The organism is Mucilaginibacter ximonensis, from assembly GCF_042686265.1.
GTDB classification, from domain to species: Bacteria; Bacteroidota; Bacteroidia; order Sphingobacteriales; family Sphingobacteriaceae; genus Mucilaginibacter; species Mucilaginibacter ximonensis.
Map to the genome: position 1 here is coordinate 286,909 of NZ_JBHUPD010000004.1, position 18,276 is coordinate 305,184.

At 44.9% G+C, this 18,276-nt stretch carries 17 protein-coding genes; 8 read left to right on the top strand and 9 right to left on the bottom strand.

The annotated features are described in order from the left end of the window. Positions 1–9: 9 nt before the first annotated feature. From ACFS5N_RS18335 to ACFS5N_RS18360, 6 genes are all read right to left on the bottom strand, one after another. Entirely contained in the window at positions 10–981 is a 972-nt protein-coding gene (locus tag ACFS5N_RS18335) for a DUF4271 domain-containing protein (RefSeq protein ID WP_377189147.1), read from the bottom strand. Positions 982–1,064: 83 nt separating this feature from the next. After that, entirely contained in the window at positions 1,065–1,874 is an 810-nt protein-coding gene (locus ACFS5N_RS18340) for a hypothetical protein (RefSeq protein ID WP_377189150.1), read from the bottom strand. A gap of 187 nt (positions 1,875–2,061) precedes the next feature. Next, entirely contained in the window at positions 2,062–3,027 is a 966-nt protein-coding gene (locus ACFS5N_RS18345) for an ROK family protein (RefSeq protein ID WP_377189153.1), read from the bottom strand. 1 nt (position 3,028) lies between these two features. Continuing rightward, a complete protein-coding gene (locus ACFS5N_RS18350) occupies positions 3,029–4,504 on the bottom strand; it encodes a family 43 glycosylhydrolase (RefSeq protein WP_377189156.1) in 1,476 nt (491 codons plus the stop codon). 171 nt (positions 4,505–4,675) lie between these two features. Further along, complete coding sequence (locus ACFS5N_RS18355; RefSeq protein WP_377189159.1) at positions 4,676–6,055, bottom strand: sugar porter family MFS transporter; 1,380 nt, start codon at positions 6,053–6,055, stop codon at positions 4,676–4,678. Between the two features lie 84 nt (positions 6,056–6,139). Then, positions 6,140–7,153, bottom strand: coding sequence for a LacI family DNA-binding transcriptional regulator (locus ACFS5N_RS18360; protein WP_377189162.1), 1,014 nt, complete (start codon positions 7,151–7,153; stop codon positions 6,140–6,142). 106 nt (positions 7,154–7,259) lie between these two features. Between ACFS5N_RS18360 and hemW the strand changes: the two genes are divergently transcribed. The 4 genes from hemW to ACFS5N_RS18380 all read left to right on the top strand — a co-directional run bounded on the left by hemW (position 7,260) and on the right by ACFS5N_RS18380 (position 11,301). Then, on the top strand, positions 7,260–8,381 hold the full coding sequence (gene hemW, locus ACFS5N_RS18365) for a radical SAM family heme chaperone HemW (RefSeq protein WP_377189165.1): 1,122 nt from the start codon (positions 7,260–7,262) through the stop codon (positions 8,379–8,381). Positions 8,382–8,536: 155 nt separating this feature from the next. Next, positions 8,537–9,079 (top strand): fasciclin domain-containing protein, encoded by a 543-nt coding sequence (locus ACFS5N_RS18370; RefSeq protein ID WP_377189168.1) that lies wholly within the window; start codon positions 8,537–8,539, stop codon positions 9,077–9,079. Between the two features lie 208 nt (positions 9,080–9,287). Then, positions 9,288–10,169 (top strand): cupin-like domain-containing protein, encoded by an 882-nt coding sequence (locus ACFS5N_RS18375; protein ID WP_377189171.1) that lies wholly within the window; start codon positions 9,288–9,290, stop codon positions 10,167–10,169. Positions 10,170–10,419: 250 nt separating this feature from the next. Beyond that, positions 10,420–11,301, top strand: a complete 882-nt coding sequence (locus tag ACFS5N_RS18380; RefSeq protein ID WP_377189174.1) for a cupin-like domain-containing protein — start codon at positions 10,420–10,422, stop codon at positions 11,299–11,301. A 623-nt stretch (positions 11,302–11,924) separates the two neighbouring features. On the opposite strand, the gene ACFS5N_RS18385 is transcribed toward ACFS5N_RS18380, so the two are convergent. Continuing rightward, the gene (locus tag ACFS5N_RS18385; protein WP_377189177.1) at positions 11,925–12,347 is read right to left on the bottom strand and encodes a YybH family protein; all 423 of its coding nucleotides are present in this window, start codon (positions 12,345–12,347) and stop codon (positions 11,925–11,927) included. A 53-nt stretch (positions 12,348–12,400) separates the two neighbouring features. Here ACFS5N_RS18385 and ACFS5N_RS18390 point away from each other — a divergent pair, with 53 nt between their 5' ends. Next, on the top strand, positions 12,401–13,279 hold the full coding sequence (locus ACFS5N_RS18390; protein WP_377189180.1) for a carbohydrate kinase family protein: 879 nt from the start codon (positions 12,401–12,403) through the stop codon (positions 13,277–13,279). On the opposite strand, the gene ACFS5N_RS18395 is transcribed toward ACFS5N_RS18390, so the two are convergent. Then, positions 13,280–13,648 carry a hypothetical protein gene (locus ACFS5N_RS18395; protein WP_377189183.1) on the bottom strand — a complete coding sequence of 123 codons (369 nt, stop codon included), beginning with the start codon at positions 13,646–13,648 and terminating at the stop codon, positions 13,280–13,282. After that, a complete protein-coding gene (locus ACFS5N_RS18400; protein WP_377189186.1) occupies positions 13,649–13,933 on the bottom strand; it encodes a GNAT family N-acetyltransferase in 285 nt (94 codons plus the stop codon). Between the two features lie 285 nt (positions 13,934–14,218). Here ACFS5N_RS18400 and ACFS5N_RS18405 point away from each other — a divergent pair, with 285 nt between their 5' ends. From ACFS5N_RS18405 to ACFS5N_RS18415, 3 genes are all read left to right on the top strand, one after another. Beyond that, entirely contained in the window at positions 14,219–15,316 is a 1,098-nt protein-coding gene (locus ACFS5N_RS18405) for a vWA domain-containing protein (protein ID WP_377189886.1), read from the top strand. 162 nt (positions 15,317–15,478) lie between these two features. Continuing rightward, positions 15,479–16,990, top strand: a complete 1,512-nt coding sequence (locus tag ACFS5N_RS18410) for a sigma 54-interacting transcriptional regulator (RefSeq protein WP_377189189.1) — start codon at positions 15,479–15,481, stop codon at positions 16,988–16,990. Between the two features lie 5 nt (positions 16,991–16,995). Then, positions 16,996–18,255 (top strand): metallophosphoesterase, encoded by a 1,260-nt coding sequence (locus ACFS5N_RS18415; RefSeq protein ID WP_377189192.1) that lies wholly within the window; start codon positions 16,996–16,998, stop codon positions 18,253–18,255. Positions 18,256–18,276: the final 21 nt, after the last annotated feature.

Below are 18,276 nucleotides of genomic sequence, written 5' to 3' on the forward strand. Positions count from 1 at the left end.
ACCTAAAAATTATATATTCAGTGCCTTTACCAAAATTAAAATAGGGCAAATTTCGAGGGCACAAAGATAGATAATTAAATAGAATTTATGAAATCGAAAATTAGAAATAATGCTCACGCTGCTTCTTAGGTAAAGCCAGATAAAAATAGCGATAACTAATATTATAGCAAAAAGGAGCAAAACAGGTATGTATTGAGCCGCCAGTAAGCTAAAACAAAGCGTGACCGGCAAAAACACAAAAGCGATATTAAAGTAAGTTAAATAAAGCACCGACACATATTCAGTTACCAGTTTCTGGATATCAAATACAAAGCCTAAAAGCTTAAGCACCAAAAACTTACCGGCAAATAGCAGCAAAATAATGAATACGAGTGTGCTAAATAGTCGAAAACCGCTTATGCTGTAGTAAATGCTTTTATACGCGGCCAATTGATAGAGGAATAGCCCAAACGTCATTCCAAACAATAAAAATAAGCCTACAAAGGCCCAAAAATTAATCTGCACATCATCCTTACTGGCTTGCACCATTGCGCGCTTGCTGTAAAATGACAGGAACACATTCTTAATATCCTTATTCATGGTGATATTAAGGAAGGCCGTATAAATAAGCAGGCTGATAATCATCCCGATCACCCATTGGTCGCGGGTTTGACGGGTATGACCGCTGCGCAATGAACTTTTTGCCTTGTAGGGAATATCCAGAAAATACCGGCCCTTGTACAAGCTATCGCGCACATAAGCAGCAGCAGCCTGATAGATCATGGCCGAATCAGGATACTTAATGTATTGAAAAGCAATAGAGTCTTCAATAAACTTTTGGCGATTAGCCGAAGCCATCACCACCGAATCCAGAATATTGCGGGGTTGAAGAATTATGGGTTTTACAACAGGGGGTTGCTCTTGCACTGTACTATCTTGCTGCGCATGGCCCGCAAAGGCTGCAACAAACAGAAAGAAAAAGCACAAAGCAATAAAACGCATTTACTGACCGGGTTAAATGATCGGCAAAAATACCTGAAATATTGATTTTTTATACCGACTACAGCAACTAAAATCCAAAACAGCTATTTAGCCTGCTTGTTTGGGATGATCAGGTTAGCTGGTTTGCGTAATGATTTTCTCTGCAGATAGGTTGCCAGCTGTTCAATTTTATCAGTGCCAATGATATCTGCACCAAAACCAATCTGGGTATCCCACGATTCAGGCGTATCCGGACTGCCCCAGAATCTTACGAGCTTACCGGTGTAAGTATGTACACTATCAACTGTTTTTTGAAGCCGTTTCCTGTCGGCCTCAGGTATGGCGCCCTGCCCTTTCCATTTCGACCAATTTTCGAAATTAAGACTTACCTGCCCTACCCTGTCCCACTCGGCCTGCGTATGCGGATAAACCAGATCATCATCAAACCATAACTTTTTTGGATAATCTTTATAGTGTGCAGGCACTGGCCGGTTACCGCTGATCAGGATTTTTAAACGGCCATGAGGATTTTCAGGACTTAACAGATAGGCATCCAATGGCTTTAACTCTTTTACCAATGCAGGTAACACCTTTTGGTAATCGGCCTTAATATCGATCAGTAAATTAAGGCGGCGGCTGGTGTCACGACGCAATTCATAGGCAATCGGATCGAGATACATACCCTTAAGCGTGCGCTCAGGAAACAAATACTTATCGCTATGTGAAACAAGTAATGTGCCGTCAACCAGGAATATATCAGCCTCGATTGAATTAAAACCATTAGTATACGCCCGGTAAAAGGGGATGCTATTGGCGTAATCATTATGCGAGTGGATAAATTTTGCCTGTGCAAAGCTTTTAGAACCGGTAAGCAGCAAAGCCACAGACAGTAACAAAGAGTGTTTCAATTTCATGCCGATAAAACTAGGATATTTCGGTAAATAATGAGGTTACCAAATGGTTAAATTTTAGGGATGTTAGACAGGTTGGCGCAGTTATTTTAAAGTTTGTCATCTCGACCAACAGAAGAGATCTATACACGCGCAATTCTGGTCTATGTATAGATCTCTCACTTCGTTCGAGATGACATCCGGATATATTCTACTCCCCACTCATCACTGCCAAACTCAAAGCCGCCATATCACCAATACTCTCCCCCAATCCGGCTGGAACAATCCGGCAAACCTCATGAGCACCTACATAAGATTCGCGATGAATGACCTGCATCATCCACTCATCCAGCAAAGATTTGGCGCGACCGTAAATACTACCCATAATGATCACCTCCGGGTTCAATATATCAATCAGCAACGACAGACCGCGGCCCAGGTACTCAGCGCAAGTGTTGTAAATATCTATCGCCGTTTCGTCACCCAGGTATGCCGCTTCTGCTACTGTCTTTGCCGTAAGTTGACTTAACTCGTCCATACCTGTACAGAAACTTACCTTTTCTCCTACTTGTAGTTTTTCGCGCACTTTGATTTGCGCCAATTGGGCTATGCCACCACCGCTGCACCAACCCTCGAACGAGCCGGCCTTGCCAAAACCCACCGGCCCCATGTCCGACAGGCGCAGGTGGCCCACCTCGCCGGCAAAATCTGAGGTACCTGAGTAGAGTTTGCCATTCAGGATCAGGCCAGCACCCATGCCGGTGCCAAAAGTCAGAAAGATCACGTTTTCGTAACCCTTCCCGGCACCGTATTTCCACTCGGCCACGGCGCAGGCATTGGCATCATTTTGCAGCAGGGCATTACGGCCAAAGCGTTCAGTCGTCATTTTTACTATCGGGATATTATCCCACCCGGGCAGGTTGGGCGGCGATAGGATCAAGCCCTTTTTGCTGCTTAACGGCCCGCCGCAACTGATGCCGATACCTTGCAAACCGGCGTTAGTTAAATGGTGCTTTGCCAGCAACTCATCGGCCGTAACAAATAGCTTCTCGATCATAGCATAAGGCGGTTGCACCGTGGGCATGGCTATTTTATCGACGATCTCTAAGCTATCGCCCCGCTCCCGACCCAGAACCACGGCACATTTGGTACCGCCAATATCAAATCCTAACAGCATATCAGTCTTCTTTAAGCGCGCTAACTTTTACCGACTTAAACTTAACATTTCCATGTTTGGCAAAAAAATACAATTGCGTGCCTTTTTGCTCAGGACAACGGTTTACAATAGTACGTTTTCTGTTGATGGACATATCGATAATATCATCCTTCATCACAATATCCAGCTTAACCGGCTTGTCCAATCCGTCAACCGCGCGAATCATCGTGTTACCGAGCCATACGGTTTTGTCGTGTGGTGAAAAGCTAACGCGATATCCATGATCGGCCTGATCGTCGGCACGCAGGTAAAAACCGTAATCAGCAATTGAGGCAGGATCGATCTCCATAGTGATACGGCAATTAACCGGGATATTGTCGGCATGTGCTGAGCCGATACCGCTGGTGGTACGGATTGTTATACCACCCATACCATCGGCTTTAGTATGGCCATCATCTTTTATATTTAAACTTACAAGTACGCCTGTAGCAGGGATCATCTCTTCCGGGAAACCGGTTGACAATGTACCGTCCGGTTCCTGGAGCAATTCGCGAAAAACCATATTGCCGCCAAAGCGCTCACCGTTGTTGTCTTTATTCTGATCGCGGCTCGGCATCCACGCGCCAACTATCCTACGGCCATTTTTAAAGGCAGCAGTCTTGGCCACGTTAACCCATTGCTCGTTAAGGGTTTGATACCTCGGCTCCTGCCACGGCCCGTACGCGCTGCGTGACATCACATAGTAAGTATCGCCGCTATCGCCATAAACCAGGTAGTACCAGCCATTCCACAAAAAGTAATCAGGGCATTCAGGTACCGAAGGCTGACCGGTTAATACCGGATCAAGCACGGTCCAGTTTTTAAGGTCTTTTGATACCATGTGCACCAGGCTGCCGCCCTCGTGGCGCAAAGGCGTGTTCTCTTTCCAGCTGGCTACAAACAAATGAAATTCGCCGGTCTTATCGTCCACAAAAACTTTAGGGTCGCGAAAATCGCGCTTGCTGTAACCCGGCGCCGAGGTGTAAAACGGATTTGGCTTTTGTTTGTCGAAATGGATGCCGTCTTTACTAATGGCATAGCTTAACTGTTCGTTGACCTTGCCATCGTTAATTAATCGCGTAGCATAAAAAGCGTAGTATTTGCCTTTGTAATAAACAACCGAGCCTGTACAGATCGATTTTTCCCATTGCTCGTCAATACCCAATACAATGGGCTCCTGTTTCCAATTTTTCAAATCTGTAGTGGTACTCAAAGCCCACTGGTGGCCGCCTAAACCACCCAGGCTGGCATGATGAGCCGAGTCAAGCAGCCAGTACATCGAGAATTGGCCGTCTTTGTAAAAGGGCATGCAATCGCCTACAAACAAATTGCCTTTTGGCCGCCAGTACTGCAGGTTTTTGGTGGCTTGGATGGTTGGGTCGTACTTAACACCGAGCTTTTGGGCCTTCAGGCTGATGGCTCCTACGGCAAGGGCTAATAGTAGGATGTATTTTTTCATGTGTGTGGTTTTATATGATCATTTTAATCCCCTCCCTCGGGAGGGGTGTGTTGACTTGCGCGGTGGAAGGGAGGGGTTTCGCCGCTACGTGTGTACATCGTTTAAACCCCTCCCTTCCCCTCCCGAGGGAGGGAATCGCACAGCCTCTGCTTTTTCTATTGCATTATTAGTTTACAAATCCCTCGGGCTGCCTCCCTTTCGCCAGTGCGCCTCAATTTCTTCGAGCGATTTACCTTTGGTTTCAGGAATATAAATCCGCCCCCAAAACATACCGATTAAACAAATGCCCGAATAGAAAAAGAACGTTTGCGATACCCCAAAGGCATTCACCAACTTAAAGAAAGTAAAGGCAACAACAGCGTTGAACCCCCAGTGCGACAAAGAGCCAATGCTCATACCCACCCCGCGGACGTTTAACGGAAACACTTCTGAAATAAGCAGCCAGCCCAGCGGCGCCAGACTTATCGCAATAAAAATGATATAGCATACAATACTAAGCACGGCAAAAATCGGCAAACTGGCACCCAATGCCTCCTTAAAATGAAAGCAGATACCTAGTAAAGCAAGCGAAGGGATCATGCCCCATATACCGATCATGTACAGCTTACGACGGCCAACTTTGTCCAGCAACATCACCGACAGAAAGCAAGCCAGCACATTGACCGTACCGATGATAATGGCCGGTAAAATAGATTCGGTATTACTTACTATACCTGCCATTTTAAAGATGATGGGCGAATAATAAATGATGGTATTTACCCCTGAGAACTGCTGGAAGAAGAATATCCCAACAGTAATGATCAAAGCCGGGCGCAGCCATGGCTTCAATATCTCGCTGCTGCCCGCCTGGTGTTTATCGAGTTCTATGTCGCGTTTCAGATCGGACAGCGTTTGCCGGATCAGATCGGGATCTTCGACCTTGTTGAGCACAGCCTCGCCTTCGGCCCAGCGGTTTTTGCTGATAAGCCAGCGCGGCGTTTCGGGTAAAAAGAACATACCGATGAGCAGGATCAGCGCCGGGAACAGTCCGACAAAAAACATCCAGCGCCATGATTGCAGGTTGGCATCGTTACCCAGCAAATAATCGGTAATGTACGATACCAGGATACCGATAGTGATCATCAACTGGTTTAAAGTTACCATAGCCCCGCGCCGGCGGGTTGGGGCTATCTCGGCAATATACATGGGTACTACATAAGATGTAATACCAATTGCAACACCGATGATAACCCGCATCACCATCAGGAAATTGATGTCGTTGGCATAGGTACAACCTACGGCCCCTATGGCAAAAATGATGGCGTTAACGATGATCATTTTTTTGCGGCCCAGGTAGTCTGACAGTTTACCACTGCTGACAGCGCCTATTACGGCGCCGATAAGTACAGTGGTAGTTACCCATTCCAGGCTGGAGTCGGGCAGTTTCCAGTACTCTTTCATAAAGGGCAGCGCACCGGATATTACCCCGGTGTCAAAGCCAAAGAGCAAGCCGCCCGTAGCCGCCACCACCGAGATGAGCAGCACGTTTGATCTGTTTTTTGTTGGTTCCATTTATCTTCTTTTTTGGGTTATAATTTGGTTTTAGTTTTCAGCATGTTAACAACTTTAAACGTTTAAAGTATTTGTCAAAAAAATTTATTCCCTACATGAACGTCCTATAACAAGCGTCGATTCTAAGCTCAATTGCCGGTTAATTTTATTATGGTCTATCAAACCTATCAGCGTATCAACCGCTGCTTTGCCCATAGCTTCCAGTGGCTGTTGTAAATGCGTAACCGGGCAATAAAACAACTCAAAGGCTTCTGACTCATCAAAACTCATTACTGATAGCTGCTCAGGTATTTTTACGTTTTGTTTGTTCAGATATTTCAACCCATTGATTGCCAACGTATCGGTAGCGAAAAATGCGGCGTCGCAAGGTTCGGAGTGGTTCAGGATCAGGTCTAGTCCGCGCTTAATATCTGCTGCCCTGTCGCTGCTGCACACCTGTTGTAACCAGTGATCCTGAAAAGCTATACCATAATCTTTCAAAGCATCCAGATAACCCTGGTTGCGCTGATGCAGATGGTAAAAACTTGTTTGATAATTAAAAAACGCAATGCGCCTGTGGCCCTGTTTGATTAGGTAAGCCGTAGCATCATATGCGGCTTTGTGGTTATTAAGCGTTACGTGATTTGCCTGTATCTCAGGGAAATTTCTATCCAGCAGCACAAATGGCACGCCCGATTTTTGCAACATTTTAATCTGTGGCTGCGAATTCTCTACCGGTACCAGGATTAGCCCGTCAACCTGGCGATTAATGAGCGCGTTTACCAGTTCCTCGAAACTATCCTCGCTCTCGTTCGAGCTACCGAATAATACCGTGTAATTAGCTTTTTTAGCCTCAGCCTCAATAGCCCGGGTAATACCGGTGCTAAAACGGTAATTAATATCGGCCACTACCAAACCAATGGTATGCGTTTTCAGCATTTTTAAACTCTTGGCTATCTGATTGGGTCGATAATTAAGCTCTTCGGCAGCTTTTTTAATGCGTTCGGCGTTTTCTTTGCTTACCTGCTTTTGCTCGGCCTGTCCATTCAAAACATACGACACCAGGGCTATGGACACACCAACGTGTTCGGCAATATCCTTGAGTCCTACTTTTTTCATGGCGAGATTTTAATAATTGGTAAGGCCAAAATTATTACTTTAAACGATTAAAGCAAGAGTCAGGTCAAAATTATTTCCATTTATTCAGAAAGCGTACCTTTGCAGCATGGCTGGCATCTACTTACATATCCCCTTTTGCAAACAGGCGTGCCATTACTGTGATTTTCATTTCAGTACCTCGTTAAAATATAAGGAAGACCTGCTGCAGGCGCTGGTTAAAGAGCTGCATATACAAAAAGATTATTTGCAAGGCCAAACCATCGAGACCATTTATTTTGGCGGAGGCACGCCTTCCATTCTGCCGCCTGCCGATATTAATTTGCTGCTCGATACCATAACGCAATTGCATACCGTTGCCGAAAATGCTGAGATCACTTTAGAAGCTAATCCTGACGATCTGGACAAAGCCAGGATACAGGGCCTGCGCCAAACACTGGTGAACCGTTTCAGCATTGGCATACAATCATTTTTTGATGAGGATTTGCTGTGGATGAACCGTGTACATCGTGCACATGAGGCTGAGGCTTCTGTAAAACGCGCGCAGGATGCCGGTTTTGAAAATATTACGATCGATCTGATTTATGGCTATCCGCTGCTTACCGATGCCAAATGGAAACACAACCTGGATAAAGCTTTTGAGCTGGAAGTTCCGCATGTTTCGTCTTACTCCATGACCGTGGAGCCGCAAACGGCACTGGCCTCATTCATCCGCCAACATAAGCAGCCGGCTATGAATGAGCAGCAAAGCGCCGAACAGTTTAGCTACCTGATGCAGGCCATGCAAACACGAGGCTTTGAACATTACGAAATCTCTAATTTTTGTAAACCCGGCCATTACAGCCGCCATAATTCCAATTACTGGCGGGGCGTGAGTTATCTGGGGATAGGCCCTTCGGCACATTCTTACAATGGTGAAGTGCGGCAGTGGAATATCGCCAATAATCCTAAATATATCCAGTCGATATTTACTGATCAACTGCCTGCCGAGATTGAGGAATTAACTGAAACCAACCGCCTTAATGAATATATCATGACCTCGTTACGCACCAGTTGGGGTTTAGATCTGGAAGCATTGAACAACATCGCCGCAGGTGCGGCAACTGAGCTTACCAAAACGGCGACCCCGTATTTTGACAAAGGCTGGATTACTCAAAATCAAAATATTATCACGCTTACCCCCACCGGCAAACTCTACGCCGACCACATTGCCGCCGAGCTGTTTTTTTAGACATTAGTATCCCCAAAACTATACAGTTGGCGCGCATTTACGCATTAACATGCCGCTTGGTTTTCAAGTAGTTACAACCGGGAGTTATAACAAAAAACAATCCGCCGTGCAACCGCTGCCGTATTTTCCATCAAACAACAAATAACAATAAAACCATGAAAAAATTCATCATTACAGCGTTTGCACTTGCGGCTATCGCTATTGCTCCTAACACTTATGCGCAAACCAAAATGGTTGGCGGCGCGGCTATGTATCCTACCAAAAACATTGTCGAAAATGCCGTGAACTCAAAAGACCACACCACCTTAGTTGCTGCGGTTAAAGCGGCCGGTTTGGTTGAAACTTTAGAAGGAAAAGGCCCATTTACCGTATTTGCACCTACAAATGAAGCCTTTGACAAATTGCCTAAAGGTACTGTGGAAACTTTAGTAAAGCCTGAGAACAAGGCAACCCTTACCAAAATCCTGACGTACCACGTGGTGGCGGGCAAATTAACAGCAGCCGACTTATGGGCAAAAGTTAAAGCTGGTAAGGGCGAATTAACCACCGTGCAAGGCGGCAAGCTTTGGGTAAAAGCCGATGGCAAGAAATTATACCTGGTTGATGAAAAAGGCAATAAATCATGGGTTACCATTGCCGATGTAAACCAGAGTAATGGCATTATTCATGTAGTAAATACTGTACTGATGCCTAAATAAAGAGCTTATGGTTTAGCGGTAAGCAGTTGGCGTTGTTCGTTAGCCGAACTGGAAACCGCAGCCATAAATAACTGAGACAAACTCAGTCAAAAGGGTGGCCCGGCGCATTTGCGCCGGGCTTTTTTTGTCAGTATAATCTCATAAAACCGCTTTCCAATTTTCCTAATTTCCTGCTTTCGATTAGTTTTGCGTGTTAATTAATTGCAAAATGGGCATCAATTTAACTCCTATAGACAGGGTTGACACAATATCTAAAGAAGATTTTGTTAATAATTATTTAAAGCCGCGCAAGCCCCTCGTTATCAGAAAAGCGACCGAAAGCTGGCCCGCTTTACAAAAATGGACCTTTGACTATTTAAAGGAAACTGTTGGTGACAAGACAGTTCCGTTATACGATAGCTCAAAAGCCGACCCTTCAAAACCCATCAACGCATCGGCTGCCGAAATGAAGTTTGCCGACTATATCGACCTGATCCAGAAAGAACCCACCGATCTGCGCATTTTTTTATTTGACCCCATTAAACATGCTCCCGGCCTGCTGGATGACTACCGCGCACCCAGCGATTTGATGGGCGGCTTTTTGGATAAATACCCCAATATGTTTTTTGGCGGTGCAGGTTCCATCACTTTTATGCATTATGATATCGACCTTGCCCATATTTTCCATACACACTTTAACGGCCGCAAGCATGTTATTTTGTTTGATAATAAATGGAGCGAGCGCCTGTACAAAATTCCATTTGCTACTTACGCGTTAGAGGATTACGACATTGAGAATCCTGATTTTGCCAAGTTCCCGGCGCTTGACGGCATTGAAGGTATTGAGGCCTTTCTTGAACATGGCGATACTCTTTTTATGCCTACCGGCTACTGGCACTGGATGAAATACCTGGACGGTTCATTCTCTATATCATTGCGTGCCTGGGATAAATCATGGGCCATAAAAGCTAAAAGTTTATATAACCTAACTATACAGCGCAAGTTTGACGATGTAATGAAGAAAAACTTTAAAAACCGCTATATGGACTGGAAAGAGCAACTGGCCATTAAACGTGCCGGTAAAGCATTGGCCGAAGGCGAGCCGAGGTAAAAATCTTATTTAAATCGAGGGGTGTCACCCTGAAGCTCTCGAAGGGTGAGCGTCGGCCTATACGAAGCAATTTGGCCTTTGCGCTCATGCTTCGAGAACCTCAGCATGACACCCCTGCAATTACACCTCCCCATTACCAAACCATAACAATAGCTTAATATACAGCATTTTTTAAATCTGTTAATTTGTTGTATCAAGGTATATTCTGCAAAATATTTTTGTAGAATGATACTTGCCGATCAACAAAAACATGTGTTTTAAACTAAGTGCGATTGATACTGTAGATACCATTTCTCCGCAAGATTTCAAGAAGAATTATTTAGATGCCCGCCGTCCGCTGGTAATTAAAAACCTGACAGCCAGCTGGCCCGCTAAACAAAAATGGACGCCCGAATACTTAAAAAAAGTTGTCGGCAGCCAGATTGTCCCCCTGTATAATAATGCCAAAGCCGATCCGTCAAAACCTATCAACTCGGCTACAACCCAAATGCCGTTCAACCAGTATATTGACCTCATCATGAGTCAGCCTACTGAGTTGCGCATTTTCTTTTTTAATATTTTCAAAAAAGCGCCTCAGCTTTTAAACGATATTGAACTACCAAAAGATTTAATGGGCGGGTTTCTGGAAAGCATGCCCGCTATGTTCTTCGGCGGATCAGACTCGGTTACCTTTTTACATTATGACATAGACCTGCCCCATATTTTTCATACTCATTTTGGCGGAAAAAAGCATATCATTTTATTTGAAAATAAATGGAAACGCAGGCTGTACTGTATCCCCAATGCCACGTACGCACTTGAGGATTATGATGTAGCCAAACCCGACATTCAAAAATTCCCGGCATTGAATGGGATTGAAGGTATCGAGGTATTCCTGGAGCACGGCGACACGCTTTTCATGCCCACCGGCTACTGGCATTGGATGAAATACGTTACTGGCGGCTACTCGTTAAGCCTCCGGGCCTGGGACGCTTCGCCTGCGCGTAAAATCGCCAGTGTATATAATCTGGCAATTAAGGGGGCTTTTGATAGTGTGTTGAAAATGGCCTTTAAGGGTCGTTACGCTAATTATCGGGAACAACTGGCGGTTAAGCGTGCTGATAAGGCGTTGGCTGCGGGGTTACCGAGATAGTTTTCTAATTGGGAAGTCGTCGGATTTTTGCACATGCTAAGCTGTATCCCTAGTTTGTGCATCGTCCCGCTCAATCGCCGCGGGTGGGCTTTGTTCTTTTGCTTGATCAAAAGAACCAAAAATCAAGTCAGCTGTGATGCTTCTTTGCGCTCTGAGGCCTTTGCCCCGCAAAGCAGGTAAAACCAGGGCAGGGGCCTGTTGCCGCCATTTGTCGCACAGAGCCTACGCTTCAGTCAACATTCCCGACAGCCCTGCAACCGCACAGGGCCACCATTATTTTACCTGCTTCCGTCCGAAGCTGCACAGCTGACACTGGTGCACACATTGAGCATAGCGCTAAAATTGAAGAAAATCAAAAAACAAGCGTAAAGGCCTGCCAATCCACCGGGCCGGGAGTATGGCCTGTGCGGCTGAAGCGATTGGATTGGCTTGATTTATTCACAGGTTGTTATTTTTGTTGTGAATGAGATCGCTGCGCTAAGTATTTGGTGCTTTTTCATCTAAGGAAAAAGTACTAGGCCTCCCGCGGCCATGAGCGGGACCATCTGCACAACTAGGAATACTCATCAATGAGAGGAGGAATAACCAGGTTTCTTTATCAATCAAGTCACAGTGCTTTCTCGTTAACTTGTATGGTCACAAACAATCATCCACTTTCCGTTAATCTTTTTAAACCAAAGCGTGTAATATCCTTCAAGCATTTTAGCTGCCTGCTTTACGTGCCAGCCACCAAAAACAAAAGCGTTTTTTGTATCCAGCACCTCAACCTTAAGGATATCAAAAGTTAGCACGCCCATGGCTGCTTTATCCGGGTAACCACGTTTATAATTATTAAGCGTGTTTTGCCAGCCATAAGTTGGAGCCGTTTTGCCGACAAACATCAGTGAGTCTGACTTCCAGTAACCTTGCATAAAACCTTCCAGGTCACCGCGGTTCCAGGCCTCTCGCTGGGTATTCATAACGTTGATGATGGCCTGCCTGTCCTGGGCCTTTGCCAGGCTTAATGTACTAATGATCAATACAAATACGAGCAAATATTTTTTCATGATCTAAATATACCGATTTACTGTTAGCTTTGGCGCAGGTTCAAATCCGTTTTATGAAGAAAAATATACTATGTTTTGGTGAAGTGTTGTGGGACACCTTTGGCGAAGAAAAAGTGGCCGGCGGCGCTACCATGAATGTGGCTTTCCATTTAAACCAGCAGGGTGCGGGTGTGGCTTTTGCCAGCAGTGTAGGCACTGACAGCTCGGGAAACGATCTGGTAAATTTTTTGAAAGACAACGGCCTTTTTAATGAACTGATACAACGCGACGAAACGCTGCCAACCTGTGAGGTAACGGTACAGCTTGATGCTCAAGGTCACGCCACTTACGTCATTCCGCAGCCGGTGTCCTGGGATAATATTAAACCTAAAGCAAATCTTAGCCGCTGTGCCAAAGAGGCTACAGCTATTGTGTTTGGCAGCTTAGTTTGCCGCGGCACCACTACGCGTAATACGCTGTTAAATTTATTGAACGATACCAAAGCGCTGAAGATATTCGACGTTAACTTGCGTGCCCCGCATTATACCTCGCAGACTATTGAGACGCTGGCGGCTCGTGCCGATGTGGTAAAAATGAACGAAGAAGAAATAGACCTGCTTATCAATAATAAAAAAAGCGACCTGAAGGACAAGATTAATGAGTTCCGCCAAAAATATCATGCACAAACCATTTGCGTTACCCGCGGTGCAGATGGCGCTATGGTATGGCATGATCATGAATTTTATGAGCATCCCGGATTTAAGGTAAGCGTAGCAGATACTGTAGGCGCCGGCGACTCATTTCTGGCTACCTTTATAGCCGGTTTACTTAATAAGCTGCCAATACCGCAAATATTAGAGCGCGCTTGCGCCGTTGGGGCTTATGTAGCCAGCAAACGAGGCGCTACGCCCAGATACGTTGATGGTATAGTTGATTTAATAGCTGCGCGATAATTACCGGCTTAAAACTAACTTAATAATCCGCCATCGTTTGTTCGTCCAATATCTGGCAATGATAATTTGGGGCAAACTGTCGTAACTTTCCAGCATGTTGTTCAGGATAAAGTAGTCTGAATGCCCATTGGCCCGGAAAGCTAGTTGGTCTTTATCATCAGGTAAATTGCTATCAGGATAAAACAATACAGATTTACCGCCGGCCACAAGTTTGATCTTACTGGCAGCCAGATAACCACTGCCCAGGGTAAAATAGAATTCATGAGTATCCGGCATAGCCTTATATTTGACCGCGGTGTAAGCCTTTTGCGCCGAAACTAAGACCGGCATCAGCAAAAATAAGGTTAATATGCGCCGTACCTTGCTCATCTAACTATAAATTAACCGCTCCCATTCGGGGTGTCGTTTCAAATAAGCTTTAACGTAAGCGCAATAAGGCACCATTTTAAAACCGTTGTCTTCCAGAAAATGAAATACTTTTTCAACCAGGGCGGCGGCTACGCCGTGGCCTTCAAGCTCGCGCGGCACTTCGGTATGGATAAGAAAGTATACACCGTCGCGCAACTGGTAATCTATAAAAGCCCGGTGGCCGTCCACAAATATTTCAAAGTTGTGAATGGCGGTGTTGTTTTGGAGTTGAGTGTCTTCGTACATATGTTAAATATAATAACAATTTTGTTGCACTCTGTTTCATCTTGTTTCATATAAAAAACACAACAAACTATTCTTCAAGCGGTTACAATACATTAACGTTTCACTTGTTTCAATTTGTTTCAATTGTTTCACATCTGCGTGAAACAAAACACTTTGGCCGCTATTGCCTGACTAAATATAGCTAGCCCGCCCTTTGTCACGGAAGGTTAACAATTGAACTTTATAAGCTCGTCAAGTAAACTTTTGCGCAAAATAATGCGTTACTTTATATTAGAAAGGCAAAATATGCGTGGTTTCGGATTTTCGAAGTTTACACCCAACCAAATTCCCAAAGGCGGGTTCGAAGAATTATTAAAGCTGTTCCTGGAGTTGCTCAATTATACATCGGGCGATGCAGGTGAGGCCTTGGCCTGGCTTAATGAACTGGACAAGCAGTACAAAATTACCAATGACGACTATGGTATCGGCGATTTCGTTGACGAGCTGAAACAAAAAGGTTATCTGAGCGACGATAACCAAAACGGCGGCTATAACATTACGGCTAAAACCGAGCAAAGTATCCGTCAGTCGGCATTGGAAGAAATATTCGGCAAACTCAAAAAATCGGGCAAAGGCAATCACCGCTCACCACAAAGCGGACAGGGCGATGAACGCAACGCCGAACGCCGCGAGTTTGAATTTGGCGACAGTCTGGATCAGATAGATATGACTCAGTCTATTCATAACGCCCAGGTTAATCACGGCATCGGCGATTTTATGATGACTGAGCGCGATCTGGAAGTGGAGGAAATGGATTATAAAACACTCACCTCTACTGTCCTAATGATCGACATATCTCACTCCATGATTCTTTACGGCGAAGACCGTATCACGCCGGCCAAAAAAGTTGCTATGGCACTGGCCGAATTGATCCGCACAAAATACCCAAAGGACACCCTGGATATTGTAGTGTTTGGTAACGATGCCTGGCCGATTACCTTGCAGGATCTGCCGTATCTGCAAGTTGGCCCGTACCATACCAATACCTACGCTGGCCTGGAGCTGGCTACAGATTTGCTGCGCCGTCGTAAAACATCAAATAAACAAATATTTATGATAACCGACGGCAAGCCTACCTGTTTAAAGGAAGGCGCCCGTTATTATAAAAACAGCATCGGCCTTGACCGTAAGGTGGTCAATAAAACGCTTAACATGGCTGCGCAGTGCAAAAGGCTTAAAATACCTATAACCACATTTATGATAGCAAAAGACCCTTACCTGCAGCAGTTTGTGCGACAGTTTACTGAAACCAATGGCGGCAAGGCGTTTTACAGCTCATTGAATAACCTGGGCGAATACATTTTTGAAGACTACGCCAGGAACCGAAGGAAGAATGTTAGGTAATTGTGCTGATAAGCAGATGCGTAAATTTGCAGATGATTAAAATATAACATATTGTCATTTAGACCATCGGGAGAAATCTATACACATGCTAAGCAAACGCGACACATATATGTATAGATCTCTCACTATCGTTCGAGATGACAAATGCATTAAAAAAGACTTATGAACAAACTTGATATAAAAACTTTAGGCGAACTTAAAAACAGCGGCTACAAAAGCGAATCGGTTAAAGACGAGCTTCGCCGTAATTTAATTACCCAATTAAAGAAGAAAGAAGAGGGCGGTTTTGAAGGTATTGTAGGCTTTGAGGACACCGTTATTCCTGATCTTCAAACTGCTATCCTGTCGCGCCACAATATTTTGTTACTGGGTTTGCGCGGACAAGCCAAAACCCGTATTGCCCGCTTATTGGTAAACTTACTTGATGAGTATGTACCTTATATTGAAGGTTCAGAACTGTTTGACGACCCTTTGAACCCCATATCGTGGTTTGGGGCCAGCATTGTTAAGGAAAAAGGTGATGATACCCCTATCGGCTGGATACACCGAAGCGAGCGCTATACCGAAAAACTGGCTACGCCTGATGTTACCGTTGCCGATTTGATCGGAGATGTCGACCCGATCAAGGCGGCTACTTTGAAACTTACTTATTCAGACGAGCGTGTAATTCACTTCGGGCTGATTCCACGCGCACACCGCGGGATTTTTGTGATTAACGAATTACCTGACCTGCAAGCGCGTATACAGGTATCGTTATTCAATATCTTACAAGAAAGAGACATCCAGATACGCGGCTTTAAATTGCGCTTGCCGTTGGATATCCAGTTTGTATTTACTGCAAACCCTGAAGATTACACCAATCGCGGCTCTATTGTTACACCATTGAAAGATCGTATCGAGAGTCAGATACTGACCCACTACCCGCGCTCGATCGAAATTTCGCGCAAGATCACCCAACAGGAAGCTACTCTTACTCAAGAACAACGCGCCACCGTTGAGGCCGACGGCCTGGTAAAAGACCTGGTTGAACAGATAGCTTTTGAAGCTCGTAACTCTGAATATATCGATAAAAAATCGGGTGTTTCAGCACGTTTAACAATATCGGCTTATGAAAACCTGATCAGCAATGCCGAGCGCCGGATGATCATTAATCATGAGGATAAAACATTTGTGCGCATTGCTGATTTTCTGGGGGTCATTCCGGCCATAACCGGCAAAATAGAACTGGTTTACGAGGGTGAATTGGAAGGCCCGGCTAAAGTAGCCAATATCCTGATTGGTAAAGCTATCAAGACTTTGCTGCTTAAATTTTTCCCTGATCCGGAAAAAGCAAAAAAATCAAAAGGCGCAAACCCATATGCCGAGATCATCAACTGGTTTAGCGATGGCAATACGTTAGCCGTTCTGGACGATCTGCCTTTAGTGGAATACAAAAAAGTATTAACATCAGTAAGCGGCCTGAAAGAGCTGGTTAAACAATTCCATCCGCGTTTGGTAGAAAGTCAGCAATTAATCTTAATGGAGTTTGTACTGCACGGCCTGGCCGAGTTCTCGCAATTAAGCAAAGGATTTTTAGATAATGGCTTTGCGTTTTCGGATATGTTTAACAGTTTATTTAATTTGCAGCCAGATGACGATGACGATCTGGACATAGATGACGATCGTCGTTATTAACCACGATGCAAAGTCAGCTGTTTACCATAATTTTGCTTGGCGCAGGCCTGTTTTTATTTGATCAGTATTTATATCATGGCTTTATTGCCGCGTTTAAAAATAAGCGAACAGTTGGTCACAAATTATTCAGACCGGCTTATACGCTGCTATCATTAGTTATTATTATAGGCACCATTTGCGGTATCTATGTAAACCTGCCTGTAGGTGTACGGGCGGGTTTTTTACTGCTGTTTTTTGTGCTGATGATTGTGAAGGCAACCTTCTTTCCATTTGTAGTGGCCGATGATATCCGTCGGCTGATAGCAAAGCGCAAACAACAATCCAAAAACAGGGCAGCACAAAACACCATGCCCCGCTCTGAGTTTTTGATGAAGGCAGGCCTGGTAACCGGTGTGGTACCGTTAGCGGGTATAGGTGCGGGTATTTTTGCAGGAGCCTATGATTATCATGTCATCAAACAAGATCTTTACCTGCCCAACCTGCCAAAGGCATTTGACGGCATGATCATCGGGCAGATCTCTGACATTCACTCTGGCAGCTTTTATAATAAAAAGGCGGTACTGGGTGGGGTTGAAATGCTGCTGGGTCAAAAACCGGACGTTATATTTTTCACCGGCGATTTGGTGAATGCCCGTACCGACGAGGTTTACGGTTACCAGGATATCTTCAAAAAAGTACAAGCGCCGTTGGGGGTTTTCTCTATACTGGGCAATCACGATTATGGCGACTATTATAAAAATTGGCCATCATTAGCAGCCAAAAAGAAAAACCTGGATGACCTCATTGTTACTCATAAAAATATGGGTTGGGATTTACTGCTTAATGAAAACAGGCGCTTAAAAGTAGGTAATGAAGAAATAGGTATTCTGGGGTGTCAAAACTGGGGCGAGCTTACCCGCTTTCCCAAGTATGGCAAAATGGAGCCAACTGTTAAAGGCACTGAAGAGCTGCCGGTACGCTTGCTTTTATCGCACGACCCATCGCACTGGCGGGCGCAAATACTACCGCATTACCCCCAGATAGATGTGATGTTTGCAGGACACACACACGGTATGCAATTTGGCGTACGTACCGAGCAATTTCAATGGAGCCCGGTGGAGTATGTCTACAAAGAATGGGCGGGTATTTACCGCGAGGGGCAGCAACAATTATACGTAAATGTGGGTTACGGCTTTTTAGGTTTTCCGGGCAGGGTTGGAATTTTGCCGGAGATTACGATATTTACACTTCGATCTGCTCATGACCCGTCACTTCAAAAGGTTTAAAGAGTGGCGGCTAGCCTGTAA